The sequence below is a fragment of the Micromonospora sp. DH13 genome (assembly GCF_020873825.1).
Lineage (GTDB): Bacteria > Actinomycetota > Actinomycetes > Mycobacteriales > Micromonosporaceae > Micromonospora > Micromonospora haikouensis.
Genome location: NZ_JAHWGR010000004.1, coordinates 242,342 through 269,234, shown reverse-complemented (window position 1 = coordinate 269,234; position 26,893 = coordinate 242,342). Strand labels below are relative to the sequence as shown.

Here is a 26,893-nt window from a genome sequence, read left to right as displayed (position 1 = left end):
CGGGCGTGGCCGGGTCCACCGACCCGCTGGCCGGGCTCGACCGGATCCCGTGGGGGTCGCTGCACCACGCGTACGGGCCGGCCGCCGACGTACCGGGCCAGTTGCGGGCACTGCGGTCGGCGGACGCGCCGACCCGGAGCCGCGCGCGGTCCGAGTTGTCCGGCACCGTCCACCACCAGGGCACGCGGTGGGAGGCGAGCCGCCATGTGGTGCCGTTCCTGGCGGCGCTCGCCGACGACCCCACCACCGGCGACCGGGCGGAGGTGGTCGGCCTGCTCCGCGCGGTGGTGCTCGGCGACCGGCGCGACGACGCGTTGCCATTCGACCCGCGCCGGGCCTTTGCCGCCGCCGACGGCATCACCGACGACCAGGCGACGCTGGTGGCCCGCCACCTGGCGGCCGGGGACCTGTGCGAACACGACGAGATCGCGGGCCTGGCCGGCGACGCGGCGGTCCGCTGGGCGGCCGACGCCTTCCACGCCGGGGCAAGGCACACCGACCGGTACGTCCGCTGGCTCGCCGAGCCGGACCCGCAGCTCGCCGGGCACGCCGCCGAGCTGCTCGCCTGGTTCGCGCCCGACGAGGCGGCCCTGGCCGGGCTCGTCGCGGTTTCCGCCGACGAGGCCCACGCCGCCGCCCGGGCCAGCGCCAACCTCACCCTCGGCCACTGTCCGGTCGACTCGGCGGGGACCGACGCCCGCCTGAGCGGGCTGCTCTCGGCGAACACCGCGGTCGTCCGGGTCACCGCCGCGGTCGCACTGGCCCGTCGGCTCGGCGACCGGCTGCCCGACCGGGCCCTCGACGTCCTCGTCGAGGCCCACAGCGCGGGCTTCGACGCCGAGGTGCCCGGCTGGGACCGGTCGGTACGCGGGTTCATGGCGCTCGCCCTGCACCGGCTCGGCCTCGGCTGACGCGGGCCAGCCAACGGGAATTGCGATTCCCGCAATACCGTTTTTCCCATGCGCCGCAAACGCGATCCGAAACAATTAATCGATTAACTCGGACAGAATTGCGACACTCGAATCGGCGGGCGCGCCACAATCTTGCGTGACAGTCGGGCCACTGCGAGACTCTGACCAGGCGGGTTCGACACGCGGCAGATTAGCCGAATACTCATCATGCCCCTTTTCCCCGCGCACGCCCGCAAATATGCGTGCATCATTCCGGTGCCACGGAATAGAGCAACCGATCTGCCGCATTCGTCGAAACCGGCCGACTCCAGCACCTCCCCGACCCGCTCGATTACGACACAGAAGGACGCGTAATGACGAAAGTACGTCCAAGCTGGGCCCTCCGGGCCTGCGCCGCACTGTCCACCGTCGCTCTGTCGGCCGCACTGCTCGCGGTCGCCGGGCCGAGCCAGGCCGCGGGCAGCGCGGCGAAGAACCAGAGCTCCCCACTTTCCGCCGGCACCGCGACCTATTCCGCGCAGGCCACGACCGCTCGCGGTCCGCTCGTCGCGACGGCCAAGGTGGGCGCGCTGGACATCACCTGCACGCTGACCCCGTCCAAGCCCTTCGTCTACTACGGCGGCCCGTACGGCGGCGGCGAGGAGGGCATCGCGACCGTGCGGTGCACCCAGCCCGTGTACGCGATCCAGGTCGAGGTCGCCCTGTTCCGCTACAGCAGCCAGGTCACCTACAACACCCACACGAGCTACAGCACCACCACCGCGAGCGCCGACACCGAATACCCCCGGATGTCCGGCGAATACCGCACCGGCGCGGACGCCTACATCACCTGGACCTACGGCGGTCCCACCAGCTTCATCCCGCTCACCTTCAGCGAGATCGCCTACCTCTGACGAGTCAGCCGGGTCGCAGCGCCGCGTCCAGCGCCGCCAGCTGATCCGCGACGGGGCCGACCGTCAGTGCCCCGCTCGACGCGCCGGCCCACTCGGCCGCTGCCGGGGCGAGCGCCCGCCTGGCCCGTACCATGGCGGCCCGGTCGGCTGCGGCGATCGCGGCCCGCCCGAACAGGCACCACAGCGCCTCGGCGAGCAGGTCCGCAGGTGGGTCCGGCACGTCGGCGAGCGCGGTTCGACCCGGTTCGAGCAGGGGACGCACCCACGGCTCGTAAGGCCCCCACTGGTCGTCCGCGGAGGCGAGCGGCAGGCCACGGCGCAGGCGCAGGCCGAGCAGCGCCAGCGGCAGCAGGCCGTCGCGCATGCCGGGCATTCCCGCCTCGTCCAGCCGGGCCGCCGCACCACGGTACAGCGCCTCGGCCCGCGCGACCGACGCCCGCTCGGCGACGTCGGCGCGCAGTGCCCGATACCACTGGGTGAACACACCGACCAGGGGACGCTCGTGCCGACCGGCCAGGTCGTCGGCGGCCTCCGCGTGCCGGTCGGCCCGGTCGAACGCGGCCGTCGCGCAACTGGACTGCAGCCGAATCAGGTGGCCGAGGACCTCCGCGGAGGCCAGGCCGTGCCGGTGCGCCAGGCGCACCAGCTCGGCGCCGATCCGGTCGCGATGCACGGAGCCACCGGTGTCGTGGCAGCTCTGCATGAACACGCCGTTCAACGCGAACGCGAGCAGCGCGGGGTCGTCCAACTCGCGGGCGATTGCTTCGGCCTCCTGGGCGTACTCGCGTGGCCGCAGGTCACGGGTGCCGCGCGACTCGATCGCGATCGTGGCCAACAGCCGGGCCCGGACCGGGTCGGGGCCGCCCGGGGGGAGGACCGCGAGGGCCCGTTCGGCGGCGGCGACGATGCCGGCGGCATGCGCGGGGTCGTCGGCGCGCGGCCAGCTGGCCGGCACGTCGTACGCGCCGATCACCCGCGCGGTCAACGCCGGGTCGCCGAGCTGCTCGGCGGCGGCGATCGTCGCCGCGCGCTGCTCCCGGGCCGCCACCAGGCCACCCGCTCCGGTCACCGCGAGGTTGCGCAGCAGGCCGACCGCCGACTCCAGCCGAACCCGGGCACCACCGGCGAGCACCCGGTCGTAGGCGGCGACGGCCCGCATCAACACCTCCCCGGCCGGATCGGGTCGGGCGGGCCCGGCCAGGCGCGGCTCCTGCCGCAGGATGTCGGTCTCCAGCTCGCGCAGGGCCGGGCCGGGCTCCACGCCCAGGTGGCCGGCGAGCAGCTCACGGGCCCGACGCAGGACGGCCAGGGCATCGCCCTGCCGACCCGACCGATACAGGGCCAGCGCCAACAGCCGCCACCCCTGCTCCCGCCACGGATGCGCGATGACATGCTCGTCGAGGTCGGGGACCGCCTCGGCGGCCCGCCCCAGGTCGAGCCGGGCCTGGGCCCGCCCTTCGACGGCCTGCAGGCGCAGTTCGGCGAGTCGGGAGCGGTCGGCCCGCGCCCAGGCGGCGTCCGGGAAGTCGGCGTACGCGGGACCGCGCCACCAGGCGAGCGCCTCGTCCAGCCGGACCAGCGCTGCGGCCGCGTCCATGGTGCCGGCGTTGGTGACGGCCCGCTCGAACCGCCAGGCGTCCACCTGGTCGGGCTCGCAGCGCAGTGCGTACCCGAGGCCCTGGGTGACCAGCAGGGTGGCCGGTGCCCGCGGCGGACGGTCCGGCTCGACCGCCCTGCGCAGCGCCGCGACGAAGGTCCGCACGGCGGACACCGCGCCGTCCGGAGGCGACACCCACAGATCATCGACGAGATCACTGACGGGTACGACCCGGCGGCGGGCCACCAGCAGTCGGGCCAGTACCGCGCGGTGCATGGGGCCCTTCAACGCGACGGGACGCCCCTGTGCGTCCTCGGCGACCACCGGGCCGAGAACGCCGAACGTGACAGGCCCACGGCGCACGGAGCCACGCTATCCCGGCGCTCATCCGCTGCTCATCCGAACCTCGGACAGTGGTTGTCGACCCGCGAGCGAAAGGTGCGAATCATGAAGTTCGACTACGTACGCGTCCCCGTCGCCGACGGCGTGGAGCTCAACACCGCCGTGGCCGGCTCGGGCAGCCCGATCGTCCTGCTGCACGGCTTCCCGCAGACCCACCTGATGTGGCGGCACGTCGCCGCCGACCTGGCCGTGGAGCACACCGTGATCTGTCCCGACCTGCGTGGGTACGGCGCCAGCGACAAGCCGGCCGAGGACGGGCCGGACACCTACTCCAAGCGGACCATGGGCGCCGACGTGGTGGCCGTCGCGAAGGCGCTGGGCCACGACCGGTTCGCCCTCGTCGGGCACGATCGGGGTGCGCTGGTCGCGATCCGTACCGGGCTCGACCACCCGGAGCACGTCACGCACCTGGCGTCGCTGGACGTGCTGCCGACGCTCGACATGTGGAACGTCATGCACGGAGTCAGCGCGCAGGTCGGCTTCCACCTCTATCTGATGGCCCAGCCGCCCGGCCTACCCGAGAAGATGATCGCCGGGGCCTCCGACGACTTCTTCGGCTACTTCCTCGATCTGTGGACCAACGACCCGCAGGCCATCCCCGCCGACATCCGCCGCGCCTACCTCGACGCCGCCCGTGCCGCCATCGGTTCGATCGTCGCCGACTACCGGGCCTCGGCCGGCATCGACATCGAACACGACCAGGCCGACCGCGACGCCGGTCGCACCCTGACCATGCCGGTCACCGTGCTCCAGCAGGACTGGGGTTCCATGCTCGGCTTCGACGCCGCCGGGCTGTGGAAGGCGTGGGCCCCGGACCTCCACCACGTCCCGGTCACGTGCGGCCACTTCATGGCCGAGGAGGCTCCCGGCCTGGTCGCCGGGGAGATCCGCGCGTTGCTGACCCGCTGAGCGAGCGCCAGCACCCGGGCCCCGGCTCCCGTCGACCACCCGGCTTCACCGGAGGGTCGACGGGGAGCCGGGGGCCTCGGCTACGACCCACGGGCCGATCCGGGCCGCCACCTACGAGGTGTGGCCGTTGTCCCGGTACTCCGCCTCGCACTTCAGCGAAGGGCCGAGGTCGACGCAGACCTGCAGCCCGGCCTTCATGATGTCGCGGGAGGTGTTCAGCTCCTTGCCGTCGTACGGGCCCCAGGCGTCGCTGTCGCACGTGCCGTCGTCCTCGTGCCACGTGCCGTTTGCCCACGAGCCGTCCCGGAGCTGGGCGCGCGCCCGCGCGATGACGCGGTAGTTGTCACCGGGGCAGATGTCGTTGATGGTCCAGTTGTTGTACGTCACCGAACGTGCCGAGGTGAAGTTCAGGTCCGCCCGCGTCTCGCCGCCCTCGCCGCTGCCGCCGGACGGGTACGTCCACACCCGCGCGTAGACGGAACCGTCCTCGGCCATGGCGGGCATCGGGCTGGCGACCAGCAGCGCGGCCGAAGCCACCCCGACACCGAAGATCCTGACAGAAACGCGCATACCGGAGCCTCTCCTCACGCAACGATGCCCTTTCGCTCACGGACGGCGTTCATGTTTCCGGTCCGGAGCTGCGGCGTCCAGCCCACAGATCGAAACCGGTCAAACCCCGGACAACGCCGGGGAAGGTTGCTCGACCGCAACACGCCCTCTGAGCACCGCCGGAGGCGGACGTGATGCACAAAATCGAAAAAGGCCGTCTCCGAACTACGGAGACGGCCTTTGAACTGGGTGGAGCTGAGGGGATTTGAACCCCTGACCCCCTCGATGCGAACGAGGTGCGCTACCGGTCTGCGCCACAGCCCCTCCGCCGGCGAACCGGCTTCGGTCCCACCTGGCTTGCACCAGGCGGGCCGGCGACAAGACTAACAGCACACCCGCCCGCCAGGCGAATCCACCCCGCCGACCCGGCCGATGCCTGCTCACGGGCCCGGTCGACGCTCACCATGTCGGCGACATGGCGGGGTCCGAGGGGCCGGGATACCGCCGTGTCGCCGACATGGAGTCGATCAAGCGCGAGTCGATCAAGGCCGCGCCGACGTGGAGCCGATCAAGGCGGTCAGGCCGAGTGGGAGGTGCGGCCCGACTGGTACGGGCGGCCCCGCAGCCCGCCTGCCCGCCGGTACGACACCGAGCCGCCGCTGCTGGCTGCTGGCGGCAGGTCGGCGGGACGGTCCAGGCCCATCGCCGTGCGGCGTACCGCCTCGCGCTGGGCGGCTAGGCGGCGCTGGGCCTCCCGGCGGGCCGCTGCGCGGCGAGCCTGCTCCCGGCGCACCTCGGCCTGCCGGGCGGCCAGCCAGGCGGCCTCCCGGGCGTGGGCGCGTCGGCGGCGGCGCTCGGCGAGGGCCCGCTTGCGCAGGTGCACCACGTACGTCACCAGGAGGGTGGCCGTGACGGAGAAGCCGATCCAGAAGCCGGGGCCGACGACGGCAACCCCGATCAGTTCGACGACGTTGAGCAGCAGCAGGGCGGCGAGCACCCGCCGCCTGCGGTAGATCGCCGGGGTGTGCGGCCGGCGGCGGGGCGCGGCCCGTCGACGGGACTTCGCGGCCGGGGGCACGGCGCGCAACCGGCCCCGCCGCCGCGTCGGGGCGGGCGGGGCGGAGACGGGGGCGGAGACGGGGGCGGAGAGACCGCCCGTACTCGCGTCTTCACTGAGGGTGACAACAAGGGAGCGGGAGGGGTTGACCGGCCGGCGCCCGGGGACAGTGCGTCGCCGCCGGCGGCGCTGGAGCACCCGCGCCGTCGACTGCGCCCGCTCCGCCACCAGCCGCTCGGTGGCGTCGTACCGGCGAACGAGCGCCGGCGCGAGGGCGAGCAGACCGGCGGCGGCGAGGACGGCGAGGAGCACCGAGGTCGGCACCCTCACCCCTCCCGTCACCAAGTTCGGGGCAACCGCCGTACGACCGCAGGATCTTCGACGGACCCCGTTCCGGGCGGTCGAACATGCGGTCGTGCAGCGCTTGCCGCAGCTTGCAGTTACTTGAGGTTACGGGCCGCCGACCACGTTGATTGTGCGCCGCGCCGATCAGGCGGGGGTGGGACGGTTCACCCCGCGGTGGCGCGCAGCCGGTGCCAGCGGGCCAGCAGGCCGCCCTCGGCGGCGACTTCCTCGCTGGTCATGGCGTATCCGATGTGGTCGCGCCACGCACCGTCGATATGCATGTAACGCACGTGGTACGACTCCTCGCGGAAGCCGAGCTTCTCCACCACCCGGCGGGACGGCTTGTTCTCCGGCCGGATGTTCACCTCGATCCGGTGCAGCCCGCCGGGGCCGAACGCGTGGTCCACGGCGAGCGCCAGCGCGGTGGGGATGACGCCCCGGCCGGCCACCCGGGAGTCCACCCAGTATCCGACGTACGCCGAGCAGAACGCCCGCCGGACGATGCTGCCCACGTTGAGGTGCCCGACCAGCCGCTCCCCGCCGTGCTCACGCAGGCAGACGGCGAACGGCATCCCCTCGCCGGTGCGCGCCGAGCGGCGCTGGTCCTTGTGGACCCAGCGGAACGCCGCCGGGGAGTTCAGCTCGTCCCAGTTGCCGGGCAGCGCCGACTCCCACGGGGCCAGCCAGGCCCGGTTGGTGCGGCGCACCTCCGACCAGGCCGCCGCGTCCGAGCGTCGGTAGGGTCGCAGCAGCACCGGGCCGTCCGCGAGCACCACCGGCCACCCCGGCGACCGCCCCGACCACAGTCCACTCACCGGGCCGGTCCTCCGCTCGCGACTGCGGGGCTCGCAAGCTCACTCCTCGCGCTCACCGAGCCGACCTTTCGCTCGCGACTGCGGGGCCCGCAAGCTCACTCCTCGCGCTCACCGGCGCCGGTCCAGCAGGAGGACGTCCACGGTGGAGCCGGCGGCGGCCGTGGTGACCCGCTCGCCGAGCACCATCAGCCCGTTGGCCTCGGCCAGGCCGGACAGGGTGAACTTCCCGCCCGGCAGCGGCTGGACGGTGTAGCCGCCGCCACGCCGCTCGGCGACGTGCGCGGGGCGGAACTCGCGCAGCCCGCCGGGCGAGGTGATGGTCTCCAGCAGGTGCGCGCGCACGCTCGGCCGGAACACGGGCTCGGCCCCGGCCAACAGGTTGATGGCGGGCCGGGCCAGCACCTCGAAGCCGATCAGCGCCGCGCCGGGTTCACCAGGAAGACAGACCACCGGCACCTCCTCGGCGCCGACCGTACCGAACCCGAGAGCGGTGCCGGGATAGAGGGCCACCTCGGTGAAGGTGACCGGCCCGGCCCGGCCGCCCTCCCGGCGGGACAGGATGCGGCGCACCATGTCGCCCGGCCCGGTGCCGGTGCCGCCGGTGGTGATGATCAGGTCGGCCCGCAGGGTCTGGTCCTCCAGCAGCCCGCGCAGCCCTTCCGGGTCGTCGTCGCAGATCCCCACCCGGTACGCCAGCGCGCCCACCTCGGCGGCGGCGGCGGTCAGGGCGTGCGAGTTGGCGTCCACTACCTGGCCGGGCTGGCTGCCCCGGCCCACGTCGACCAGCTCGTCGCCGGTGGCCACGATGACCACCCGGGGGCTGGGCCGCACCACCACGTGCCCGATGCCGGTGGCGGCGAAGACGGCCACCAGGGCCGGGGAGACGTACGTGCCGGCGCGGGCGAGCAGCGTGCCGGCCGGCAGTTCCTCACCGGCGCGGCGCACCCCGTACCCCCGCTTGGGGGTGCGGAAGATCTCCACGGCGGCCATGCCCTGGTCGGTCCACTCCACCGGCACCACCACGTCGGCGGCGATCGGCAGCGGGGCGCCGGCGGCCACCGAGAAGCAGGCCCCCGGGGTGAGCCGCACCGGCCGCCAGCTCGCCGCGCCGAGGTCGCCGACCACGTTGAGCCGCACGGTGCGGGACCCGGACGGGCCGGAGCGGCCGGCGTATCCGCCCGCCGCCCGGCCCGCGCCGGAGAGGTCGTCCCAGCGCGCCGCGTACCCGTCGACGGCCGCCTGGTCGAAGGCCGGGTAGGAGTGCGGCGCGACGACGTCCTCGGCGAGGACGTTGCCGTACGCCTGGGTGAGGTCGAGGTCGAGCGGAGGCAGCGCGCGTAACCTGCGCAGCACGCTGCCCAGGTAGTCGGCGAGCGGCGTCAACTCGTTCGCGGCCGCCTCGGCGTCGGCCGTCGCGGTCATGTATTAGGACCGCCCGACGAGTCGCGCATGCCGTTGAGGATCATGTCGGTGACGGTCTCGTCGCCGTTGTTGACGAACTCGGCGAGCCACTTGCGGAACTCCGCGCCGAGGTCCTCGCGCTCGCAGGCGAGCTGCACCACCGTCTGGAGGTAGCCCAGCGGCATCCCCGTGTCGTAGCGGGTGCCCCGGTAGACGATCGCGTGCACCGGGACGCCCTCGGTGCGCAGCAGCTCCATCGCGTCGGTGAGCTGGATCTCGCCGCCGCTGCCCGGCTCAGTGCGCCGGATCGCGTCGAAGATCCGCCCCGGCAGCACGTACCGGCCGAGGACGGCGAGGTTGCTGGGGGCCTCCTCCGGCTTGGGCTTCTCGACCATGCCGGTGACCTTCACGACCTCGCCGATGTCGGTCAGCTCCGGCTCGGCCGGCTCGACGGAGGCGATGCCGTACCGCTTGGTCTCGGCCGGGTCGACCTCGAAGAAGGCCAGCACGATGCCGCCGGTGCGGGCCTGCAGCTCCAGCATCGCCGGCAGCAGCGGCTCGGACGGCTTGACGAACTCGTCGCCGAGCAGCACCGCGAAGGGCTGGTCGCCGACGTGCGACTCGGCGTAGCCGACGGCGTGGCCGAGGCCGAGCTGCTCCGGCTGCCGGCACGTGTAGATCTCGGCCAGCTCGCTGGGGCGGCGCACCGCGGCCAGCCGCTCGGCGTCGCCCTTGGACTCCAGCCGGGCCTCCAGGTCGGGCCGGCGGTCGAAGTGGTCCACCATCGATGTCTTGCCGCGCCCGGTGATCAGCAGCACGTCGCCGATGCCCGCCTGGGTGGCCTCCTCGACGATGTACTGCAGGACCGGCCGGTCGACGACCGGCAGCAGCTCCTTGGGCACCGCCTTGGTGGCCGGCAGGAACCGGGTGGCCAGGCCGGCGGCCGGGATGACGGCCTTGACCGCGCGGGAACGACCGGTTGCGGTGGCCGCTGAGGGGTTCGCTGAGTGCTCCGACATGTCGCGAGACTATCGGCCAAGGCCGTGTTGCGACGGGTGAGGACCGGAAGACGCGCCGCCGGCCCGGGGCAGGCCGTCGGCCGGGCTGACCGAACCGGCCGGCACGGCCAGTTCCTCCACCGGCGGCCAGGGCCGCGCCTCGGCCAGCCGCCAGGTGTCCCGGCCCGCCGCCTTCGCCGCGTACAGGGCGTCGTCGGCCGCGTCGAGGACCTGCTCGCCGGTGGAGGCGTGGTCCGGGTAGACGGCGATGCCGACGGAGACGGTCACCCGGATCCGCGCCCCGCCGCCCGAGTCCACCGGAACGGGGGTGTCCCGGGTCGCCGCGCCGAGCCGTTCGGCGACGATCGCCGCGCCCCGCGCGTCGGTTTCCGGCAGCAGCACCACGAACTCCTCCCCTCCCTGGCGGAAGGCCAGGTCCACCTCGCGGATCTCGCCCCGCACCCGGCGGGCGAACTCGACGAGCACGGCGTCCCCGGCGGCGTGCCCCCAGGTGTCGTTGACCTCCTTGAACCGGTCCAGGTCCAGGGCGAGGACGCTCAGCATCCGGCCGAACCGGCTGGCCCGCTCCACCTCCCGGCGGATCGACTCGCGCAGGTAGCGGTAGTTCCACAACCCGGTGAGCGGGTCGGTCAGCGACAACCGCTGGGCCTCCTCGTGCAGCCGCACGTTGTCGACCGCCACCGCCGCGTGCCCGGCGAAGGTCCGCAGGGTCTCCAGGTCGGCGTCGTCGAACTCGTCCCCGCCGAGCCGGTCGTAGAGGACCAGCACGCCGAGCGCCGCCGCCGGGCCGCCGGGCGTGCCCGGGTCCACGCCGGACCGGATGCCCGGGTCGGCCGGGCCGCCGGGGGCGGCGAAGGGCACCGCGACGTACGTCTCGCAGCGCGGCTCCCCGGCGGCCTCCGCCACCGGGTCGGCCCGTCCCCGGCGCGGCTGGCCGGTCGCCGCCACCGCGCCGACGATCCCCGCGCCGACGGGCACCCGCAGGCCGGCCGCGCCGACGGCATCCGCCTCCGCACCGGCGTCGGGCGACCAGCGCCCGTCGAGCCCCTCGGCGCACCGGCCGACCAGGACGCCGCCGTCGACCAGCAGCACCGCACCGGCCCGCGCCCCGGTGGCCGCGATCGCGCTGTGCAGGATGACCCGCAGGATCCGTTGCAGGTCGTGGGTGCTGGCCAGGGTGTCGCCGAGCACGGCGAGGTGGCCGCGCAGCTGGTCCCGGCTGCTGGTGAGCGCCTGCACGTAGATGCCGGTCTCCCGGGTCATCCGGTTGAACGCGCCGGCCAGCCGGCCCAGCTCGTCGCGGCTGCGCACCGGCACCCGGGTGGCGAGGTCGCCGTGGGCCACCCGGTCCGCCGCGCCGGCCAGCTCCACGAGCGGGCGGGTGGTGACCCGGGCCAGCCGCCAGGCGGCGGCCACCGCCAGCAGCCCGGCCAGCAGCACCGCGCCGACCAGCGCCGCGTACAGGTCGGGGGGCTGCTCGCTGGGGACGGAGAGCACCAGCGGCAGCGGCTGGCCCGGCGCGGGGAGGACGCGGCGGACGTACCGGCCATCGCCGGTGGCGGCGACCCGGTCGCCGGCGGCCCGGCGCGCGGCGGCGAGCACCCCGTCGCGTACGGCCGGGGCCTCGGTGGTGTGCGCGGCCCCGACGGAGCCGGGCGCGCCGTCGAGGAGGGTGACCGCGACGCCGGTGACCGCCGCGAGCCGCGCGACGAGGCCCGGGTCGACCGGCTGGGCGGTGACGACCGCGCCCAGGTCGCCGCCGGCCCGGTCGCGCAGCGCCACCCGGGCGGCGAGCGCCGCGACCGGCCCGGCGGCCGGGTCGGCGGCACCGCAGTCCCGCCAGGGCGCGGCCGGGGCGCCGGGGGTGGCGTAGGTCGGGACGCCGGCCACGTCGGTGACGAGCACGGCGGCGGCGAGGCCCCGGCCGACCACCTGCCCGGCCGTGCCCGCCCGTCCGGCCGCATCGGGGGCCAGGGCGACCGCGTCGGCCGCCGCGCGAAGCTGCTGGCAGAGGGCGTCGACCGAGGTACGCACGGTCGCGGCGGCCAGGCCGAGCCGCTCGGCCGCCCGGTTGCGGTCGACGGTCGTCATGGTCAGGCCGACGAAGAACGCCCCGAGCAGGACCGGGCCGAGCACCACCGTGAGGAAGGCCGCCGTCAACCGCCCGCGTAGCGTCAACGCTCCCCCCGGAAGTTCCGCGCCCGATGTAGCGATGCTGACACAGTGCGACCGCGAGACAAACGTTGCGTCAGGAGTGTTGCGTGCCGGATTTTTCTGATGAAGCGGAAGTGACCCACGAGGCGAAGCGGCAGGCGCGGGTGGAGCTGCTCGCCCGCCGCCGCGCGCTGCCCGCCCCGACGCGGGCGGCGGCCGCGGCGCGCGTCCGGGCCGCCCTGACCGATCTGGTACGCCGGCTGCGCCCGGCCCGGGTCACCGCGTACGTCCCCGTCGGCTCGGAGCCGGGCGGGCCGGAGCTGCCGGAGGCGCTGCGCGCGGCGCTGCCGCCGGGCGGCGAGCTGCTGCTGCCCGTGCTCCGGGACGACCTCGACCTGGACTGGGCGGCGTACACCGGGCCGGGCTGCCTCGTCGCGGCCGGACGCGGCCTGCGGGAGCCGACGGGTCCCCGGCTCGGCCGGGCGGCGGTCGCCGACGCGCGGCTGGTGGTGGTGCCCGCCCTGGCGGTGGACCGGCGCGGGCGGCGGCTGGGGCGCGGCGGCGGCAGCTACGACCGGGCGCTGGCCCGCGTCGGCACGGACGCCCTGACGGTGGCCCTGCTGCACGACGGCGAGCTGGTCGCGCGGCTGCCCGCCGAGCCGCACGACCGGCCCGTCCGCGCGGTGGTGAGCCCCTCCGGCGGGCTGCGTACGCTGACGGGCGACTCCGTGTCGGTCCGGGCACTTCCGCTGGACGAACCCGGGTCCGATGACGCACCATTGGCACTCGAATGAGTCGAGTGCCAACCGGCTGTGCCAGATCCGGAGGAGACCGTGCCCACGTACCAGTACGCCTGCACCGAGTGCGGCCAGCAGCTCGAGGCGGTGCAGTCCTTCTCTGACGAGCCGCTGACCGAGTGCCCGGCGTGTGCGGGGCGGCTGCGCAAGGTGTTCAACTCCGTCGGCATCGTCTTCAAGGGCTCGGGCTTCTACCGCACCGACTCCCGCTCCGGCTCGGACGCGGCCAAGAACGGCTCGGGCAAGCCGGCCGCCTCGGAGTCGTCCTCCGGCGGCGACTCCGGCTCGTCGGGCACGTCGGGCGGCTCGTCCGCCAACTCCTCGGCGTCGTCGGGCTCGTCCGGGTCCTCGGGCTCGGCGTCGGGCTCCTCGGGGGCCTCCGGTTCGTCGGGGTCGTCGGGCTCGTCCTCGTCGAGCGGCACGGCCAAGGCCCCCGCCTCCAGCGCCTCCTGACGCTCCGGACATAGGAGATCTTGGAAGAAGCGGGCCCCTCCGGGGGCCGGAATCTTCCAAGATTCACGCCGTGGCCGTGCCATAGCAGATCATCGGCCCGGGTGGGGGTTGTCCACAGGCCGCCTCGTTGTCCACAGGTCCCGGCCCGGGCCGGGCGGGACGGCCCCCGCGCGGCCTAACCTGCTGCTCCCGGCACCGCACTGGTGCCGGGGGCGGGCGGGAGGGCCGGATGGGGAACGCCGGGGCGGACACGGGATCACTGCGGCCGCTGCGCCGGCCCCGGCTGCCGGGGCGGGCGACGCTGCTGCGCGCCGCGCTGGTCGCCGCCCTTCTCGGGCTCGCCGCGGCGGTCCTGCACACCCCGTCCGGCTGCCCGCCGCCGACCGGCGACCGCTCCCCCGGCCCCGCCGCGCCACCGCCCGCCGAGGCGGCTTCCGATCCCGCCGCGTCGCCGGCCGCCCTGCCGCTGCCCGACGGGGCGGTGGGGGTGCCGATCCGGCTGGCCGAGCCGGCCGCGCTCGCGGTCGTCCGCCCCGGGGCCCGGGTCGACCTGCTCGCCGTACCGGCCGGTCGACAGGCCGGCGACGCCGACCTGCTGGCACCCCGGGCGCTGGTGCTCGATGTGGTCGGGGCCGGCGCGACCGACGGCTCCTCGGCGCTCTACCTGGCGCTGCGGCCCGAGCAGGCGCACCGCGCCGTCGGGCTCCCGGAGGGCAGCCGCTTCGCGATCGTGGTGCGGGGATGACGCCCCTGCCGGCCGACCGGTCGGGCACAGCCGGCCCGGGGAGCCGGCCGCAGGCTCCGGCGCGGGGGGGCCGGCCGTCAACTCCGGCGCGGGGGGTGGGCCGCCGTCACCTCCGACGCGATGCCTCGGCGGCGCTCAGCTCCAGTGCGGGGGGCGCTCGGCGAGCAGCCAGTCGTCGTTGCCGCCGGACGTCTCGCCCCAGCCCCGGTCCGTGTCGTCGGCCGTCTGCTCGGGCAGCACCACGAAGTCCTCACTCAGGTCGACGGCGCGGTCGTCGTCGCCGCGCGCCTGCGCCCCCGGGTCGATGCTCACGAGCGGCAAGACTACCCGGGTTCCGGCCCGCGTCCGACCGGCCACCCGGCCGGACGGTTGGTAGCGTCGGTCGGCGTGACCACGCCCAGCGGTGACCGCCCCGAGGACGACTACTGGCGTCGCCCGCCCGACCCGGCCGACGGCGGCGCGACCGACGACCCGCCGCGCCCACCGGGGCCCGGCCCGGCCGGCGTCGACCCGCCCACCGGCTACGGCGGGCCGCCGCCCACCACACCGCCGCCACCCGGGTGGCGTCCCCCGCTGCACGTGCGGGCCGCGCCGCCCCGGCAGCTGCCGCCGCAGGACATGGCCGGGCTGGACGCGGTCGAGCAGCAGGCCCAGCACGTCACCTGGGGCGTCGGCGCGGTCGCCGGCGTGGTGCTGCTGGCCCTGCTCTGCCTGCTCTGCTCGCGGGCGTTCCGCTGACCGCGGCTCCCGGGCGTCCGCTGACCGTTCGCGTGGTCCGCTGACCGCTCGTGGGCGTTCCGCTGGCCCTTCCGCGCGTCCGCTGACCGCTTCGGGCGTCCGCTGGCCGCGCGGCCCGGGCCGGCTGACCTGCCCCGTCCGGCCCGGGCCGCGTCGGCTCAGAGCACCCGGCCCCAGGCCGCCTCGGCGCCGGAGTCCCCGGTGAGGAAGACGTAGACCAGCGAGGCCACGCCCAGCACGACCACCACGACCGTCAGCAGCAGGGGCGCCCAGGACGGCAGCCGGGAGATCCGGTCGTCGTTGCGGGTCACCAGCAGCAGGGCGATGGCGGCCACGGCGAGCCCCACGGTGAACCAGAGCAGCGTCTCGGCGTACTCCGAATGCTCGTGGATCTGCGCGAGCAGGGCCTGGTCGAAGCCCTTCTCCTCGAACGCTTCCTCCAGTGCCTCGCCCGTCTCGGTCGACACCCAGGTGACGATCGGGGTCAGCACCGCGAGGCCGGCCACCGCCCAGCCCAGCCGGGGACGCCACCTCGGCACCAGCCCGTACGCGCTGGCCAGCAACGCGAGCAGCGGCACGAACACCACCGCCGCGTGGATCACCAGGATGTGGCTTGGCAGCCCGTTGATCTCCCTGAACACCGACACCTCCGGCCGTGGACGTGATCCCCGCGGCGTCAGCGTACGCCGCCCCGGCGGCTGTGGCCCGGACCACCCAGGTCAGGAGCTCGCTTGTCGCCCGGTGCACCCCATGCTGTCATTGACCTCATGTCCGGTGGCGAGGAACTGCTGCGGTCGAGGGGCCTGCGGGTCACCCGGCCGCGCCTCGCCGTGCTGGACGTCCTCTCCGCCGGCGGTCACCTGGAGGTCGACGAGATCACCCGGCGGGTGCGGGAACGCCTCGACTCCGTCTCCACCCAGGCCGTGTACGACGTCCTCGGCGCGCTGTCCCGCGCCGGGCTGTCCCGCCGGATCGAGCCGGCCGGCAGTCCCGCCCGGTACGAGGCGCGGGCCGGCGACAACCACCACCACGTGGTCTGCCGGGGCTGCGGCGAGATCGCCGACATCGACTGCGCGGTAGGCGAGAAGCCCTGCCTCGACCCGAACATCGCCCACGGCTTCGAGGTGGACGAGGCGGAGGTCACCTTCTGGGGGCTCTGCCCGACCTGCCAGGCCCGCCGCAGCGCCGACGACTGACACCGCCGTCCCGCCCCGCCCGGGCACGCGGCCGGGCGTGGCACCCTTGGTCGGGTGGACTCCGATGACCTCGGCCTGTTCGGTCCGGGATCGGTCACGTGGAAGGTGCACGAGGAGCCGATCCTGATCGTCGCCGGCCTGCGCTCGCTCTACCTCCAGGCGCTGCACCCCCGGGCCATGGCCGGGGTGGCCCAGAACAGCAACTACCGCACCGACGCGTGGGGCCGGCTGGTCCGGACGGCCACCTACGTCGCCACCACCATCTACGGCACCACGGCCGAGGCCGAGGCCGCCGGGGCCCGGCTGCGGCGGCTGCACGGCCGGATGCGGGCCACCGACCCGGACACCGGGGAGGAGTTCCGGATCGACGAGCCGGAGCTGCTGCGCTGGGTGCACGTCACCGAGGTCGAGTCGTTCCTGAGCACCGCCCGCCGGGCCGGGCTGCCGCTGACCGACGCGGAGGTCGACGGCTACTACACCGAGCAGCGCCGGGCGGCGGCCCTGGTCGGGCTGGACCCGGCGGACGTGCCCGGCACGGCGGCCGAGGTCGCGGACTACTACCGGCAGATCCGGCCGGCGCTGCGGATGACCCGGGAGGCGGCGGAGACGGCCGTCTTCCTCACCGCCCCGCCCCTGCCGTGGAAGCTCAACCTCCCGGCCCGGGTCGGGTTGAACCTCGGGCCGGCCCGGCTGGCGTACTTCGGCGTCGCCGGCACCGCGTTCGCGCTGCTGCCGCCCTGGGCCCGCCGGCTGTACGGCGGCCTGGGGCTGCCGACCACCGAGCTGTCGGCCGACCTGACCGTCCGCGCCCTGCGGCTGGCGCTGGCGGCCCTGCCGCAGCGCTGGCGGGAGGGGCCGTTGCAGCAGGCGGCGAAGGAACGGGCCGCCCGCCTGACTCCGCGCTGACCGGTCGGGGCCCGCCGCGGGCCGGCCTCGGTCGGGCCCCGCCCGCTCGGCCCCGGGCCTGCCCGGGGCCGAGGGCTCGGCGTCATGTCGCCGACATGGCGGCATCCCGCCGCTCGGATACCGCCATCAGCCCGACATGACACGCCCGCCCCGCGCGCCCGAGGCCGATCGGGCCGGCCCGGGTCGGCGGGCCCGCCGGCCCGGGCCAGGCCGGGGTCAGTCCCGGCGGTCCATGGCCGCCCAGGGATCCTTCCCCGGTGTCTGCGCGCCCGCCGGGCAGGCGCGGCGGTAGTCGCACCAGCCGCAGCGCGGCCCCGGCTCGGCCGGGAAGGCGTCGTCCGGGTCGGACCCGTCGGCGACGGCCCGCTCGGCGGCCATGATGTCCCGCGCCGTCTCCTCGGCGCGGGTGACCTGCCGGGCCAGCGACTCGACGGTGTGCTCGTGGGCGGCGATCGTGCCGGTGGGCAGATGGTGCAGCTCGACCCGGCGGCACGGCCGACGGAACACCCGCTCGGCGGCGTACGCGTAGAGCGCCAACGCCTGCGAGCCGCGCGCGTCGTCGGCGTCCAGCCCCGTGCGGCCGGTCTTGTAGTCGACGATGACCAGCTCCGGCCCGCTCGCGCCGGGGCGGAGGTCGATCCGGTCGGCGCGCCCGTTGAACGCCAGCACCGCCGTCCTGACCGCCACCACCCGCTCGACGCCGACCGGGTCGGCCTGCGGGTCCAGCGTCTCGGCGTAGGACTCCAGCCAGGCCAACGCCCGCCGGTACGCGTCGCGCTCCTGCTCGTCGTCGCGGAACCCGTCGCGTACCCAGGTGCCCCGCAGCAGCCCGGCGAGCGCCTCCGGGCGGCGGCGGTCGGCGGGCAGGGCATACCAGTTCTTCAGGGCGTTGTGCACGCTCGCGCCCAGCGAGTTGTGGGCCCACGGCGGGCCCTTCGGCGGCGCGGGCCGGTCCACGTACGAGTAGCGGTAGCGGCGGGGGCAGTCCGCGTACGCGCCGAGCTTGCTGGGGGTGCAGACGAACAGCCGCTCCGGCATGCCGTCGAAGCCGAGCTGCTCGGGCTGGGCGGCCGGGCGGGACTGGGCGGGCTGGCCGGCGCGGGGGCGCGGGGTCCGGCCCGCCCCGGCGGCGGGTCGACCGGCGGGGCGGCCGGATGAGGAGGCTGGTCGCACCCCGCGATCCTGCCACCCGGCTACGACAGCCGCTCCGACCCGCCCGGCGGGTCGCACCGCCGGATCAGTCACGACCGGGCACCGGCTCCGGCCGGGCGCGGGCACGGATCGGGCCCGCCCGCCGCCCCGGCTCAGGCCACGCCCGCGTCCCGGGTCAGGTCGCGCTCGTGTACTGGGTGACGAAGGCCGCGATGGCGTCGGCGATGAGCTGCACCGCGATCGCGGCGAGCAGCAGGCCGGCGATGCGGGTGAGCACCTCGATCCCGCCCGGGCGCAGGATCTTGACGATCCCGCCGGAGAAGCGCAGCACCACCCAGACGGTGAGCATCACCGCCACGATGGCCGCGGCGATGGCGCCGTAGTCGAGCGCCCGGTCGGCCTGCTGGACGAAGAGCATGGTCGCCACGATCGCGCCCGGTCCGGCCAGCAGCGGGGTGCCCAGCGGCACCAGGGCGATGTTCGAGGTGGCCTGCTGGGTGGGGTCGTCGGCCTTGCCGGTCAGCAGTTCCAGCGCGACGAGGATCAGCAGCAGCCCGCCGGCCGCCTGGAGCGCCGGCAGGTCGACGTGCAGATACGCGAGGAGGGTCTGCCCGGCCACGGCGAAGACCACGATCACGCCGAGCGCCAGGGCCACCGCCTGCCAGGCGGCCCGGTTGCGGTCCCGGGCGGCCAGGGGGCCGGTGAGCGCGAGGAAGATCGGCATCATGCCCGGCGGGTCGACGATGACCAGCAGGGTCACGAAGACCTCACCGAAGAGCTTCAGATCCACCCGGAGAGGGTAGCCGCGCAGGTGGAGACGGATCAGGCCGAAGCGACGGGGGTCACGCCGGTGGCCTCGGCCACGATCCGCCCGTACACCTCGGGCGAGGTGGTGAACGCGCCGAGCCGGACGGTCTTGTGCGTGCCGTGGAAGTCCGACGAGCCGGTGACGAACAGGCCCAGCTCGGCGGCGAGCGCCCGCACGTGCGCCCGCTCGGCCGGGGAATGGTCCTCGTGGTCGGCCTCCAGGCCGGCGAGCCCGGCCGCCGCCAGCTCGACGATCAGCTCGTCGGGCACGATCCGGCCGCGCCGGCTCGCCCTCGGGTGGGCGAACACGGGCACGCCGCCCGCGGCCCGCACCAGCCGGACCGCCCGGAACACGTCGATGTCGTCCTTGGGCAGCCGGTACCGCTCGCCCAGCCACTCCGGCCCGAACGCCTCGGTGGTGGTGGCCACCAGCCCGGCGCGGATGAGAGCCTGGGCGATGTGCGGGCGACCCACCGTCCCGCCGCCCGCCCCGGCCAGGATCTCCGGCCAGCTCAGCTCGACGCCGTCGGCGCGCAGCAGCGCCACGATGCGTTCCCCGCGCACCTCGCGGGCGGCCCGCACCCGGGCCAGCTCCGCGCCCAGCTCCGGCTCCGCCGGGTCGAAGAGGTACGCAAGCAGGTGCAGCGCCACCGGCGGGTCGGCACCGTGCCAGCGGCAGGAGATCTCCGCGCCCCGGACCAGGGTGAGGCCGGGCGGCAACGCGGCCACGGCGGGCGCCCACCCGGCGGTGGTGTCGTGGTCGGTGATCGCCACGACGTCCAGGCCGGCCTCGCCGGCCGCCCGGACCAGCTCGGCCGGCGTGAGGGTGCCGTCGCTGGCCGTCGAGTGGGCGTGCAGGTCGATCCGGGCGGCGGCCGGCACCGGGGGCGGGGTCATCGCCCGACGCTATCGGTGCCGCCGGCCTGCCAGAGTGCCGGGTCGACGCCGCCGGCCGGTCAGGGTGCCGGGTCGGTGACGATCACCGGCCGGCCGGCCGGCTCGACGCCGGTCAACGGGCTGGCGGCGGCCCGCTCTCCGGCGACCACGCGGTCGGGCCGCACCGGCACCAGCCCGCCCCGGGCGTCGGCATACCAGGCGGTGCCGGCCGGCGTCCAGCACACCGCGCCGGCCAGCGTCGGGCCGGCGGGACGGGCGACCAACGTGCCGCCGAGGGTGGCGAGGTCGACCAGGAGCGCCCCGGTGACGTCGGACGAGCCGGTGCGGCCGTTCAGCAGCAGCCAGCGGCCGTCGGCGGAGACCCCGCCCAGCCCGTCGGAGCTGAGGGTCGGCCCGCAGGCCGAGCGGATGGTCGCCAGCGCCCGGTTGGGGTCGAGCAGCGCCAGGCAGGGGCGTCGGGGCGTGCCGGCGGAGACGAGGCCGACGAGCCGGCCGTCCGGCAGCGCCCCGTGGACGGCGAGGACGTCGCGCCAGCCCGCGGTGGGGAGCCCGCCCGCGGCCGGATGCCAGAGCGCGTACCCGGGTCGGGCCGGATCGCGGCGCACCAGGACGGAGTTGCCGGCGAAGCCGACCGGCACGGCCGCGCCGGGCGCCGTCGTGCCGGCGACCGCGACGAGCTTGTCGCCGACGATCCCGGCGATGGAGAGCCGGTCGCCGTCGCGCCAGGCGACCTGGCCGCCGTCGGGGGCGACGGCGATCGCCTCCGCGCCGGCGAGCAGCACCCTGGTGCTGCCGTCGGCGTGCACGGACAGCAGGGCCCGGCCGGCGACGGTGGGCGCGCCCACCACCAGCCAACCCCCCTTGTCCGGTACGCGCTGCGCCCGGTCGGCGTCGGCCACCCCGAGGGGGATGTTCGTGTTCCCGGCGGTGTAGAGGGTGCCGTCGACGACCAGGTCGACCGCGCCGCCGGCCGGCCCGAGGGCCGCTCGGGGTGATCCGCCCGACGGGCTCGGCACCGGTTCCGGGACCGTCCAGGAGGAGCCGCGCGGGTCGCCGAGCACCACGGTCGGCGGGGTGGGCTGGGTTGCCTGGGGGCTGAGCTGCACCACGCCGGCGCTGACCAGCACCGTGGCCATCCCGGCCAGGGCGGTGCCGGTGACGACCCGGCGGCGGCGTGTGCGGGTGGCCCGCCGGATGGCCAGGCCGGCCGGGTCCACGGTGCACGGCAGCGGCGCGGCGGCCTGCCGGGAGAGGGTCTCCCGGAGCGCACGCTCCAGCTCGTCCGCCGTCACGACTGTTGGACGCGCGGGAACGGGCGTCCGGTTGTCACCGGGACCGGCCACCCCGCTCACCTCCGCTCCGCGCCGACGGCCTCGGCCGGCACCGGGGCACCGACGGGCTCGACGGGCACCGGGAGCGGCGCGCCGCCGGCCGGGGCGGGACGAGGGCCGGCTCCGCTCGTGGTGGACGCGGCGGGCGCCCCCGCCCGGGCCGGGCGCGGCGCGGTGGGCACCGTCGGGGCGGGACGGGACGGGGTCGCCGGGGCGGGACGGGCGGCGGCGGGTTCGGCCTGTCTGGCGGGCCGGAGGCGGGCGGCCTCCGCGGGCCGCGTCCGGGGGGTGGGACGGCTGCCCGCCCGCCCGTCGGGCTGCGGCTGCGGCGCGGCGTCGGTCAGGTCGAGGGCGGCCTGTGCGCCCAGCCGTCGGCGCAGGGTGGCCAGCGCCCGGGAGGTCTGGCTCTTCACGGTGCCCGGCGAGATCTCCAGTAGCGCGGCGGTCTGCGCCTCCGACATGTCCTCGTAGAAGCGCAGCACCAGCACCGCACGTTGCCGGCTGGGCAGCGCCCTGAGCTGCCGCCACAGCACGTCCCGGTCGAGCTGCTGCTCGATCTCGTCGACCCCGGCGCGTTCGGGCAGCACCTCGGTCGGCCGCTCACCGTGCCAGCGCCGCCGCCACCAGCTCGTTGACGTGTTGACCATGACGCGGCGCGCGTACGGCTCGATCGCCTCGATGCCGCCGAGCCGCTTGCAGGCGAGGTAGGTCTTGGTCAGCGCGGTCTGGAGCAGGTCCTCGGCCGTGGCCCAGTCGCCGGTCAGCAGGTATGCGGTGCGCAGCAGCGCCCCGGAGCGGGCCGCGACGAACTCGCGGAACTCCTCCTCCAGCGGGTCTTTCGCGGCCACCGCTCACCTCCCGCACCCCCGTGCCTGCATGGCAGGTTGTCATGCCGGGGGCGGACCGGGCGACGGCGAAAGGTGCGGGCTTCCTCCGATGTTCGGACGGAAAGTTTCACGCCCCGTCGTCGGCCTTGGCCTCGTCCGCCTCCTTGCCCAGTCGGGCCTCGACTGCCTGCGGCTCGTACATCTCCTCGACGACGCGCAGGTAGAGCTCGTTCGGGTTGGGCAGGTTCTTGATCTCGCGGAGCGCCTGGTCCTGGCCGGCGGACTCCAGCACGAACGTGCCGTAGTTGAGGGCGCGGCCGGTGGGGCTCTGCTCGTATTTCATGTCGGTGACCCGGGCGAGCGGCATCATCGCCACCTTGCGGGTGACGATGCCGTTGACCACCATGACCCGCTTGTTGGTCAGGATGAACCGGTCGTACCACCAGTCGGCGACCTTCCAGGCCACCCAGCCCATCACGGCGAACCAGAGCAGCACCGCGATGGTGGTCAGCGCGCCCACGTCCCGCCCGGCGAGGAAGCCGGAGAGGTAGCCGAGGACGAAGGTCGCCCCGATGCCCACCAGGATCGGCGTGGTCAGGTGGATCCAGTGCCGCTTCCACTCGCCCCGGTAGCGCTCGGTGGGGAAGAGGTAGCGCGCCACCAGCGAGCTGGGCTCGTCCTCCAGCGGCAGGACCCGTCGGGGGCCGAGCGGCATGCCGGAGGCGTCGACCCGCAGCCCGGCGAGCTCCTCTTCGGAGATCTGCGGCGGCTGGTAGTCGGCCTCCGGATCGCGGACCCAGGCCCGCCCGGAGCGCGCCTGGCCGCCGAAGGGACCGTCGCCGTAGCCGGCGTCGTCGGAGAAGGGCGGACCGTCGGAGAAGCCCTGCCCCGGGCCTGAGCCCGGAACGTCGTCGGGCCTGACCCGGGGGATCGGCTCCGTGTCTCGGTCCCGGCGCTCCCGGTCGGGGTCGTCGGGGTCGAACGGCGGACCGGAGGGGCTGCCCATCGGCGGTTAGGCGATGAGGCTGGTGAAGAAGTCGCCGAACCCCTGGGCGATGTCCATGATGCCGCCGCCGATCGACTTGAAGACGTCTGCGGCGGAGTTCGGCCGGTACGCAACAAAGAAGATCAAGAATGCGATACCGGCCCAGGTGAGGACCTTCTTGACCATGGCGGGCCATCCTCTCGCGCGGCGCCGGGTCCATTTACCGCAGCGGCACCCAGAGTATCAGTAAGGTGTCGTACAGTGAATCTCTGCGTCCGTTCTCCGACAGAACGGGAGACTTGCCAAGCCTCTCGGCTAGTCAGGCCTTCCCGTGCAGGTACGGAGACGGAGCGCCGTACACGAGCTCGGACGGCGTCCACTCTGTGAGGTCGTGCAGCTCCACGTCCTCGGCGAGCAGATGCCCCGCACTCGCCGGCCAGGCTATCGCATGAAGCCACAATCCCCGAGCCTCGCCGGCGTACGCGCTTCGATCCGTCGGAGAATTCACGAGCCACAGTGGAGTCGGGTGGCCGGCGACACGGATCCTGGCCTGCCCGACATGCCCCGGATGCCCGGGGCCGGGATCGTCCAGCGCCTCGGCGAGTTGCGGGCCCGGGTCGGGGCCGGCCATGCCGGCGAACCGGGTGCCCAGCCCGACGCCCGGCTCCTCGGCCACGAACACCAGGTCGGCCGGGCCGCCGCCGAGCGGCTCGGGCCCGGCGAAGGCCACGACGGTGGCGCGCACCCCGGCGCGCTCGTCCCCGGCGTACGCCACGCCGGTGAGGGTCCAGCCGGGCGGCATGGGCCACGGGCACCAGACCGGCGTGGCGGGGCCGTCGGGGGGCCCGGCGGCGGCGACCCGGCCCACGACGCTGGCCACGATCTCCGCGCCGATGTGCTCGGGGACGTGCAGCGGCGGCACGGGGCCGCAGCGCGCGCACCGCCACTCCGTGTGCATCAGGTCCGGCTCCCGGACGGATCCACCACACCTGGGGCAACTCACCGCGACACTCACGTTTCCACCGTCGCCCCGGCTCGCCGCCCAGTCAAGTGGAGCGGCCGAATCCCCGGCGCGTCGCCCCCGCCGGCCTGCCCCGGTCCGGAAGGGAACGGGCCCCGCCATGTCGCCGGCATTGGGCGGTCCGGGAGCCCTGGACACCGCCATGTCGCCGACACGGCGGCACGACCGACCAACGCACACGGCGCACGACCGACCGACGCGGGCGGGGCGCGGCGGGCAGAGCGCGGCGGGCGGGGCGGAGGTCAGGCGGGCGGCGGGCCGGCGTGGGCGCGGATCCAGGCGTGCATGGCGATGCCGCTGGCCACCCCGGCGTTGATCGACCGGGTCGAGCCGTACTGGGCGATGGAGAAGAGCTGGTCGCAGGCCGACCGGGCGGCCTCGGACAGCCCCGGTCCCTCCTGGCCGAACAGCAGCGCGCAGCGGCGCGGCAGGCCCGTCGTCTCCAGCGGCCGGGAGCCGGGCAGGTTGTCGATGCCCACCACCGGCAGGTCCCGGTCCCCGGCCCAGGCGGCGAACTCCTCGATCGTCTCGTGGTGCCGGACGTGCTGGTACCGGTCGGTCACCATGGCGCCCCGTCGGTTCCACCGCCGCCGCCCCACGATGTGCACCTCGGCCGCCAGGAAGGCGTTGGCGTTGCGGACCACGGTGCCGATGTTGAGGTCGTGCTGCCAGTTCTCGATCGCCACGTGGAAGTCGTGCCGACGCCGGTCGAGGTCGGCCACCACGGCCTCCCGCCGCCAGTACCGGTACCGGTCCACGACGTTGCGCCGGTCGCCCTCGGCGAGCAGCTGCGGGTCGTAGCGCGGGTCGGCCGGGGGGTCGCCGGCCCACGGGCCCACGCCGACCTCAAGCTGATCACCGGTCACGGTCTCCAGAGGGTACGGACCCCCCGGTCGCCCCGCAGCGTCGGGTGCGCCGGGCCACCCGGCCGGGTCGGGCGGGGTCAGCCGAGGCCGAGGGCCCCGCCGAGCCGGTCGAGGAACCGCCGGTCGGTCGGCGTCACGCCCCCGCCCGCCGGGGCCCCGGGGGTGGCCCGGCGCACCCGGGCCGCCACCGACTGCACCCACTGCCGGTACGCGGCCGAGTCGGCGGGGTCGGCCCGCCGACGCAGCACCCGGACCGTGGCGCGGCAGGCGGCCAGCAGGTCGACCAGGTCGGTGAGCCGGTCCTCGGGGGCGGTCGCCCCGTCGTGCCGGGCGTAGATGGCGGCGACCACGGCGCGGACCAGGTCGCTGTCGGAGGCACGCCCGGCGGCCACGGCGTCGAGGCCGGCCAGCCCGGCGACGACGCCCCGGGACGGGCCGCCGGGGTCGGGTGCGGCGGCGGCCACGAGCACCCGGCCGGGCAGGCCGGTGAGCAGGTCCCACTCGGCGGCGGAGTAGGCGGCGGTGGTCAGCGGTGCGGCGCGGCGGCCGGCAGAGGGCGGCTCTCCGGCGACGGAGTGGCTCATGGGGACCTCCGGCGCCAGCATATGACCCCGTACGGCGCGTCGGGCCCCTTCGCCGCAACCGCGCGGCGCGGGCCCGCCGACGCCCGGGTGGGGTCAGCGCGGCTCGGGGAAGCTCGGCCGCTCCGGGTCGACGCCCTCGGGCACGGTCGCGGCCGCGTATGCCTGCTTGGGGACCATCACCCGGCGGCGGAAGACGCAGACCATGGTGCCGTCCTGCTTGTAGCCGCGGGTCTCCACCGACACCACGCCCCGGTCGGGCTTCGAGGAGGACTCGCGCTTGTCCAGGACGGTGGTCTCGCCGTAGATGGTGTCGCCGTGGAAGGTCGGGGCGACGTGCCGCAGCGACTCGACCTCCAGGTTCGCGATGGCCTTGCCGCTGACGTCGGGCACGGACAGGCCGAGCAGCAGGGAGTAGACGTAGTTGCCGACCACCACGTTGCGGCCGAACTGGCTCGCCGACTCGGCGTAGTGCGCGTCGAGGTGCAGGGGGTGGTGGTTCATGGTGAGCAGGCAGAAGAGGTGGTCGTCGTACTCGGTGACGGTCTTGCCCGGCCAGTGCCGGTAGACCGCGCCGACCTCGAACTCCTCGTAGTAGCGGCCGAACTGCATCGGGGTCCCCTCCACGGACGGGCGACGGAGTTCGGGCCAGCATGCCTTATCGAGGGTTAAGGCGGGGCCGCGGGCCGCAGCCGGGCGAGGAAATGTCACACCGGCCGCGCTCCCGGGGGGAGACGCAATGAGCGGCGGGGCCCTCCCCGGCACCCGCCGCCCACGCTCTGATGGGGAAGATTCTGCCGCACGACGAGGCCCGATCAACAGAGACCGGCGTCACATTTATCTTTTCGTAACAATACGAAGAGTGACGATCATGAAGTGTGGGAGCGATCACCGCAGGTCGAATCGCCGCTAGTCAGGCATCAGATCATCGAAGTTGATCAGCAATCGGGGCCCCCACCTGTGGAAACGCTCCCATCACGTCCCGTCACGCAAATGCGTCATGCAAGTGCACCCAGCAAGGCTGCCGGCAACAGATATGAATCGATACGCTGACACCCCGTGCCCCGGCCCCGCCGGGTTTCGGGGGCGGACGCCCGGGAATGCGCCGGGTCCCGTCCTGGTTCCAGGAGGCGTACGTGATTCCGCGGTGATCGGAGAGTCCACATGGCAACCGTTGAGCTGACCACGGCGAACTTCGACGAGGTGGCGGGCGGCGACGGCATCGTCCTCGTCGACTTCTGGGCGGAGTGGTGCGGCCCGTGCAAGCGGTTCGCCCCGGTCTACGAGCGCTCCTCCGACAAGCACCCCGACATCGTCTTCGGCAAGGTCGACACCGAGGCCCAGCAGGAGCTCGGCGCGAAGTTCGACATCCGCTCGATCCCGACGATCATGGCGATCCGGGACGGCGTGATCGTCTTCGCCCAGCCGGGGGCGCTGCCCGAGTCGGCTCTGGAGAACCTCATCGAGCAGGTCCAGGGCCTCGACATGGACGACGTCCGCAAGAAGCTGGCCGAGCACAAGCACTGAGCGCCGGGCACC

General features: G+C 75.0%; 30 protein-coding genes and 1 tRNA gene. 10 read left to right on the top strand and 21 right to left on the bottom strand.

The window, feature by feature from the left end:
- The first annotated feature begins 5 nt into the window (after positions 1-5).
- Positions 6-911, top strand: a complete 906-nt coding sequence (locus LPA42_RS06035) for a hypothetical protein (RefSeq protein WP_077936028.1) — start codon at positions 6-8, stop codon at positions 909-911.
- Positions 912-1,264: 353 nt separating this feature from the next.
- The gene (locus LPA42_RS06030) at positions 1,265-1,804 is read left to right on the top strand and encodes a hypothetical protein (RefSeq protein WP_077936027.1); all 540 of its coding nucleotides are present in this window, start codon (positions 1,265-1,267) and stop codon (positions 1,802-1,804) included.
- Positions 1,805-1,808: 4 nt separating this feature from the next.
- Here the strand turns inward: LPA42_RS06030 and LPA42_RS06025 are convergent, their stop codons facing one another.
- Positions 1,809-3,764, bottom strand: a complete 1,956-nt coding sequence (locus tag LPA42_RS06025; RefSeq protein WP_228986391.1) for a BTAD domain-containing putative transcriptional regulator — start codon at positions 3,762-3,764, stop codon at positions 1,809-1,811.
- Positions 3,765-3,848: 84 nt separating this feature from the next.
- Between LPA42_RS06025 and LPA42_RS06020 the strand changes: the two genes are divergently transcribed.
- Positions 3,849-4,712: an alpha/beta hydrolase gene (locus tag LPA42_RS06020; protein ID WP_077936025.1), complete on the top strand. Its 864-nt coding sequence runs from the start codon at positions 3,849-3,851 to the stop codon at positions 4,710-4,712.
- A 111-nt stretch (positions 4,713-4,823) separates the two neighbouring features.
- Here the strand turns inward: LPA42_RS06020 and LPA42_RS06015 are convergent, their stop codons facing one another.
- The 7 genes from LPA42_RS06015 to LPA42_RS05985 all read right to left on the bottom strand — a co-directional run bounded on the left by LPA42_RS06015 (position 4,824) and on the right by LPA42_RS05985 (position 12,076).
- Positions 4,824-5,282: a hypothetical protein gene (locus LPA42_RS06015; protein WP_141722281.1), complete on the bottom strand. Its 459-nt coding sequence runs from the start codon at positions 5,280-5,282 to the stop codon at positions 4,824-4,826.
- Positions 5,283-5,511: 229 nt separating this feature from the next.
- A tRNA-Ala gene (locus LPA42_RS06010) sits at positions 5,512-5,585 on the bottom strand.
- Positions 5,586-5,838: 253 nt separating this feature from the next.
- Complete coding sequence (locus LPA42_RS06005; RefSeq protein ID WP_228986390.1) at positions 5,839-6,648, bottom strand: hypothetical protein; 810 nt, start codon at positions 6,646-6,648, stop codon at positions 5,839-5,841.
- A gap of 179 nt (positions 6,649-6,827) precedes the next feature.
- Positions 6,828-7,469 (bottom strand): GNAT family N-acetyltransferase, encoded by a 642-nt coding sequence (locus tag LPA42_RS06000; protein ID WP_077936023.1) that lies wholly within the window; start codon positions 7,467-7,469, stop codon positions 6,828-6,830.
- 117 nt (positions 7,470-7,586) lie between these two features.
- Complete coding sequence (gene glp, locus LPA42_RS05995; RefSeq protein ID WP_043961769.1) at positions 7,587-8,900, bottom strand: gephyrin-like molybdotransferase Glp; 1,314 nt, start codon at positions 8,898-8,900, stop codon at positions 7,587-7,589.
- A complete protein-coding gene (locus tag LPA42_RS05990; protein WP_077936021.1) occupies positions 8,897-9,898 on the bottom strand; it encodes a UTP--glucose-1-phosphate uridylyltransferase in 1,002 nt (333 codons plus the stop codon). Before LPA42_RS05990 ends, glp begins: the two co-directional genes overlap by 4 nt.
- Positions 9,899-9,907: 9 nt before the next feature.
- Positions 9,908-12,076 carry a diguanylate cyclase gene (locus LPA42_RS05985; RefSeq protein WP_198956444.1) on the bottom strand — a complete coding sequence of 723 codons (2,169 nt, stop codon included), beginning with the start codon at positions 12,074-12,076 and terminating at the stop codon, positions 9,908-9,910.
- Between the two features lie 83 nt (positions 12,077-12,159).
- Between LPA42_RS05985 and LPA42_RS05980 the strand changes: the two genes are divergently transcribed.
- The 3 genes from LPA42_RS05980 (at position 12,160) to LPA42_RS05970 (ending at position 14,047) form a co-directional block, all read left to right on the top strand.
- Positions 12,160-12,846, top strand: a complete 687-nt coding sequence (locus tag LPA42_RS05980; protein WP_077936020.1) for a 5-formyltetrahydrofolate cyclo-ligase — start codon at positions 12,160-12,162, stop codon at positions 12,844-12,846.
- A gap of 18 nt (positions 12,847-12,864) precedes the next feature.
- Complete coding sequence (locus tag LPA42_RS05975; RefSeq protein ID WP_228986389.1) at positions 12,865-13,302, top strand: FmdB family zinc ribbon protein; 438 nt, start codon at positions 12,865-12,867, stop codon at positions 13,300-13,302.
- Positions 13,303-13,531: 229 nt separating this feature from the next.
- Positions 13,532-14,047, top strand: a complete 516-nt coding sequence (locus LPA42_RS05970; protein ID WP_091283184.1) for a flagellar biosynthesis protein FlgA — start codon at positions 13,532-13,534, stop codon at positions 14,045-14,047.
- Between the two features lie 135 nt (positions 14,048-14,182).
- Here LPA42_RS05970 and LPA42_RS05965 read toward each other — a convergent pair whose 3' ends face one another.
- Positions 14,183-14,359 carry a hypothetical protein gene (locus LPA42_RS05965; protein ID WP_176734305.1) on the bottom strand — a complete coding sequence of 59 codons (177 nt, stop codon included), beginning with the start codon at positions 14,357-14,359 and terminating at the stop codon, positions 14,183-14,185.
- Positions 14,360-14,434: 75 nt separating this feature from the next.
- Here LPA42_RS05965 and LPA42_RS05960 point away from each other — a divergent pair, with 75 nt between their 5' ends.
- Entirely contained in the window at positions 14,435-14,785 is a 351-nt protein-coding gene (locus LPA42_RS05960; protein ID WP_077938263.1) for a hypothetical protein, read from the top strand.
- A 158-nt stretch (positions 14,786-14,943) separates the two neighbouring features.
- Here the strand turns inward: LPA42_RS05960 and LPA42_RS05955 are convergent, their stop codons facing one another.
- Positions 14,944-15,426: a DUF2231 domain-containing protein gene (locus LPA42_RS05955; protein WP_077938288.1), complete on the bottom strand. Its 483-nt coding sequence runs from the start codon at positions 15,424-15,426 to the stop codon at positions 14,944-14,946.
- Between the two features lie 126 nt (positions 15,427-15,552).
- Here LPA42_RS05955 and LPA42_RS05950 point away from each other — a divergent pair, with 126 nt between their 5' ends.
- On the top strand, positions 15,553-15,981 hold the full coding sequence (locus LPA42_RS05950) for a Fur family transcriptional regulator (RefSeq protein WP_077938262.1): 429 nt from the start codon (positions 15,553-15,555) through the stop codon (positions 15,979-15,981).
- 54 nt (positions 15,982-16,035) lie between these two features.
- Positions 16,036-16,887, top strand: a complete 852-nt coding sequence (locus tag LPA42_RS05945) for an oxygenase MpaB family protein (RefSeq protein WP_077938261.1) — start codon at positions 16,036-16,038, stop codon at positions 16,885-16,887.
- Positions 16,888-17,103: 216 nt separating this feature from the next.
- On the opposite strand, the gene LPA42_RS05940 is transcribed toward LPA42_RS05945, so the two are convergent.
- From LPA42_RS05940 to LPA42_RS05890, 11 genes are all read right to left on the bottom strand, one after another.
- On the bottom strand, positions 17,104-17,925 hold the full coding sequence (locus tag LPA42_RS05940; RefSeq protein ID WP_228986401.1) for a PD-(D/E)XK nuclease family protein: 822 nt from the start codon (positions 17,923-17,925) through the stop codon (positions 17,104-17,106).
- Positions 17,926-18,214: 289 nt separating this feature from the next.
- The gene (locus LPA42_RS05935) at positions 18,215-18,829 is read right to left on the bottom strand and encodes a MarC family protein (RefSeq protein WP_043961761.1); all 615 of its coding nucleotides are present in this window, start codon (positions 18,827-18,829) and stop codon (positions 18,215-18,217) included.
- Positions 18,830-18,861: 32 nt separating this feature from the next.
- Positions 18,862-19,743 carry a PHP domain-containing protein gene (locus LPA42_RS05930; RefSeq protein WP_077938259.1) on the bottom strand — a complete coding sequence of 294 codons (882 nt, stop codon included), beginning with the start codon at positions 19,741-19,743 and terminating at the stop codon, positions 18,862-18,864.
- A gap of 59 nt (positions 19,744-19,802) precedes the next feature.
- A complete protein-coding gene (locus LPA42_RS05925) occupies positions 19,803-21,086 on the bottom strand; it encodes a hypothetical protein (RefSeq protein ID WP_228986388.1) in 1,284 nt (427 codons plus the stop codon).
- Positions 21,087-21,091: 5 nt separating this feature from the next.
- Entirely contained in the window at positions 21,092-21,922 is an 831-nt protein-coding gene (locus tag LPA42_RS05920) for a SigE family RNA polymerase sigma factor (protein ID WP_228986387.1), read from the bottom strand.
- A 106-nt stretch (positions 21,923-22,028) separates the two neighbouring features.
- The gene (locus tag LPA42_RS05915) at positions 22,029-22,907 is read right to left on the bottom strand and encodes a PH domain-containing protein (RefSeq protein ID WP_077936015.1); all 879 of its coding nucleotides are present in this window, start codon (positions 22,905-22,907) and stop codon (positions 22,029-22,031) included.
- Positions 22,908-22,913: 6 nt separating this feature from the next.
- Positions 22,914-23,072, bottom strand: coding sequence for a hypothetical protein (locus LPA42_RS05910; RefSeq protein WP_165878125.1), 159 nt, complete (start codon positions 23,070-23,072; stop codon positions 22,914-22,916).
- 133 nt (positions 23,073-23,205) lie between these two features.
- Positions 23,206-23,889: a DUF6758 family protein gene (locus LPA42_RS05905; protein WP_343450820.1), complete on the bottom strand. Its 684-nt coding sequence runs from the start codon at positions 23,887-23,889 to the stop codon at positions 23,206-23,208.
- Between the two features lie 260 nt (positions 23,890-24,149).
- Positions 24,150-24,773, bottom strand: a complete 624-nt coding sequence (locus LPA42_RS05900) for an RNA methyltransferase (protein WP_228986386.1) — start codon at positions 24,771-24,773, stop codon at positions 24,150-24,152.
- Between the two features lie 77 nt (positions 24,774-24,850).
- The gene (locus tag LPA42_RS05895; RefSeq protein WP_198956443.1) at positions 24,851-25,378 is read right to left on the bottom strand and encodes a hypothetical protein; all 528 of its coding nucleotides are present in this window, start codon (positions 25,376-25,378) and stop codon (positions 24,851-24,853) included.
- Positions 25,379-25,450: 72 nt separating this feature from the next.
- Positions 25,451-25,966, bottom strand: a complete 516-nt coding sequence (locus LPA42_RS05890) for a MaoC family dehydratase (protein WP_077936013.1) — start codon at positions 25,964-25,966, stop codon at positions 25,451-25,453.
- A 552-nt stretch (positions 25,967-26,518) separates the two neighbouring features.
- On the opposite strand from LPA42_RS05890, the gene trxA reads away from it, so the two are divergent.
- Positions 26,519-26,881: a thioredoxin gene (trxA, locus tag LPA42_RS05885; RefSeq protein WP_043961753.1), complete on the top strand. Its 363-nt coding sequence runs from the start codon at positions 26,519-26,521 to the stop codon at positions 26,879-26,881.
- Positions 26,882-26,893: the final 12 nt, after the last annotated feature.

Excerpts from the sequence above, each read along its gene's own strand:
- LPA42_RS06030 (WP_077936027.1), top strand. The coding sequence starts at position 1,265 with ATGACGAAAGTACGTCCAAGCTGGGCCCTCCGGGCCTGCGCCGCACTG.
- LPA42_RS06020 (WP_077936025.1), top strand. The coding sequence starts at position 3,849 with ATGAAGTTCGACTACGTACGCGTCCCCGTCGCCGACGGCGTGGAGCTC.
- LPA42_RS06015 (WP_141722281.1), bottom strand. The coding sequence starts at position 5,282 with ATGCGCGTTTCTGTCAGGATCTTCGGTGTCGGGGTGGCTTCGGCCGCG.
- glp (WP_043961769.1), bottom strand. The coding sequence starts at position 8,900 with ATGACCGCGACGGCCGACGCCGAGGCGGCCGCGAACGAGTTGACGCCG.
- LPA42_RS05990 (WP_077936021.1), bottom strand. The coding sequence starts at position 9,898 with ATGTCGGAGCACTCAGCGAACCCCTCAGCGGCCACCGCAACCGGTCGT.
- LPA42_RS05970 (WP_091283184.1), top strand. The coding sequence starts at position 13,532 with ATGGGGAACGCCGGGGCGGACACGGGATCACTGCGGCCGCTGCGCCGG.
- LPA42_RS05950 (WP_077938262.1), top strand. The coding sequence starts at position 15,553 with ATGTCCGGTGGCGAGGAACTGCTGCGGTCGAGGGGCCTGCGGGTCACC.
- LPA42_RS05940 (WP_228986401.1), bottom strand. The coding sequence starts at position 17,925 with ATGCCGGAGCGGCTGTTCGTCTGCACCCCCAGCAAGCTCGGCGCGTAC.
- LPA42_RS05930 (WP_077938259.1), bottom strand. The coding sequence starts at position 19,743 with ATGACCCCGCCCCCGGTGCCGGCCGCCGCCCGGATCGACCTGCACGCC.
- LPA42_RS05915 (WP_077936015.1), bottom strand. The coding sequence starts at position 22,907 with ATGGGCAGCCCCTCCGGTCCGCCGTTCGACCCCGACGACCCCGACCGG.
- LPA42_RS05910 (WP_165878125.1), bottom strand. The coding sequence starts at position 23,072 with ATGGTCAAGAAGGTCCTCACCTGGGCCGGTATCGCATTCTTGATCTTC.
- LPA42_RS05895 (WP_198956443.1), bottom strand. The coding sequence starts at position 25,378 with ATGCTGGCGCCGGAGGTCCCCATGAGCCACTCCGTCGCCGGAGAGCCG.
- LPA42_RS05890 (WP_077936013.1), bottom strand. The coding sequence starts at position 25,966 with ATGCAGTTCGGCCGCTACTACGAGGAGTTCGAGGTCGGCGCGGTCTAC.
- trxA (WP_043961753.1), top strand. The coding sequence starts at position 26,519 with ATGGCAACCGTTGAGCTGACCACGGCGAACTTCGACGAGGTGGCGGGC.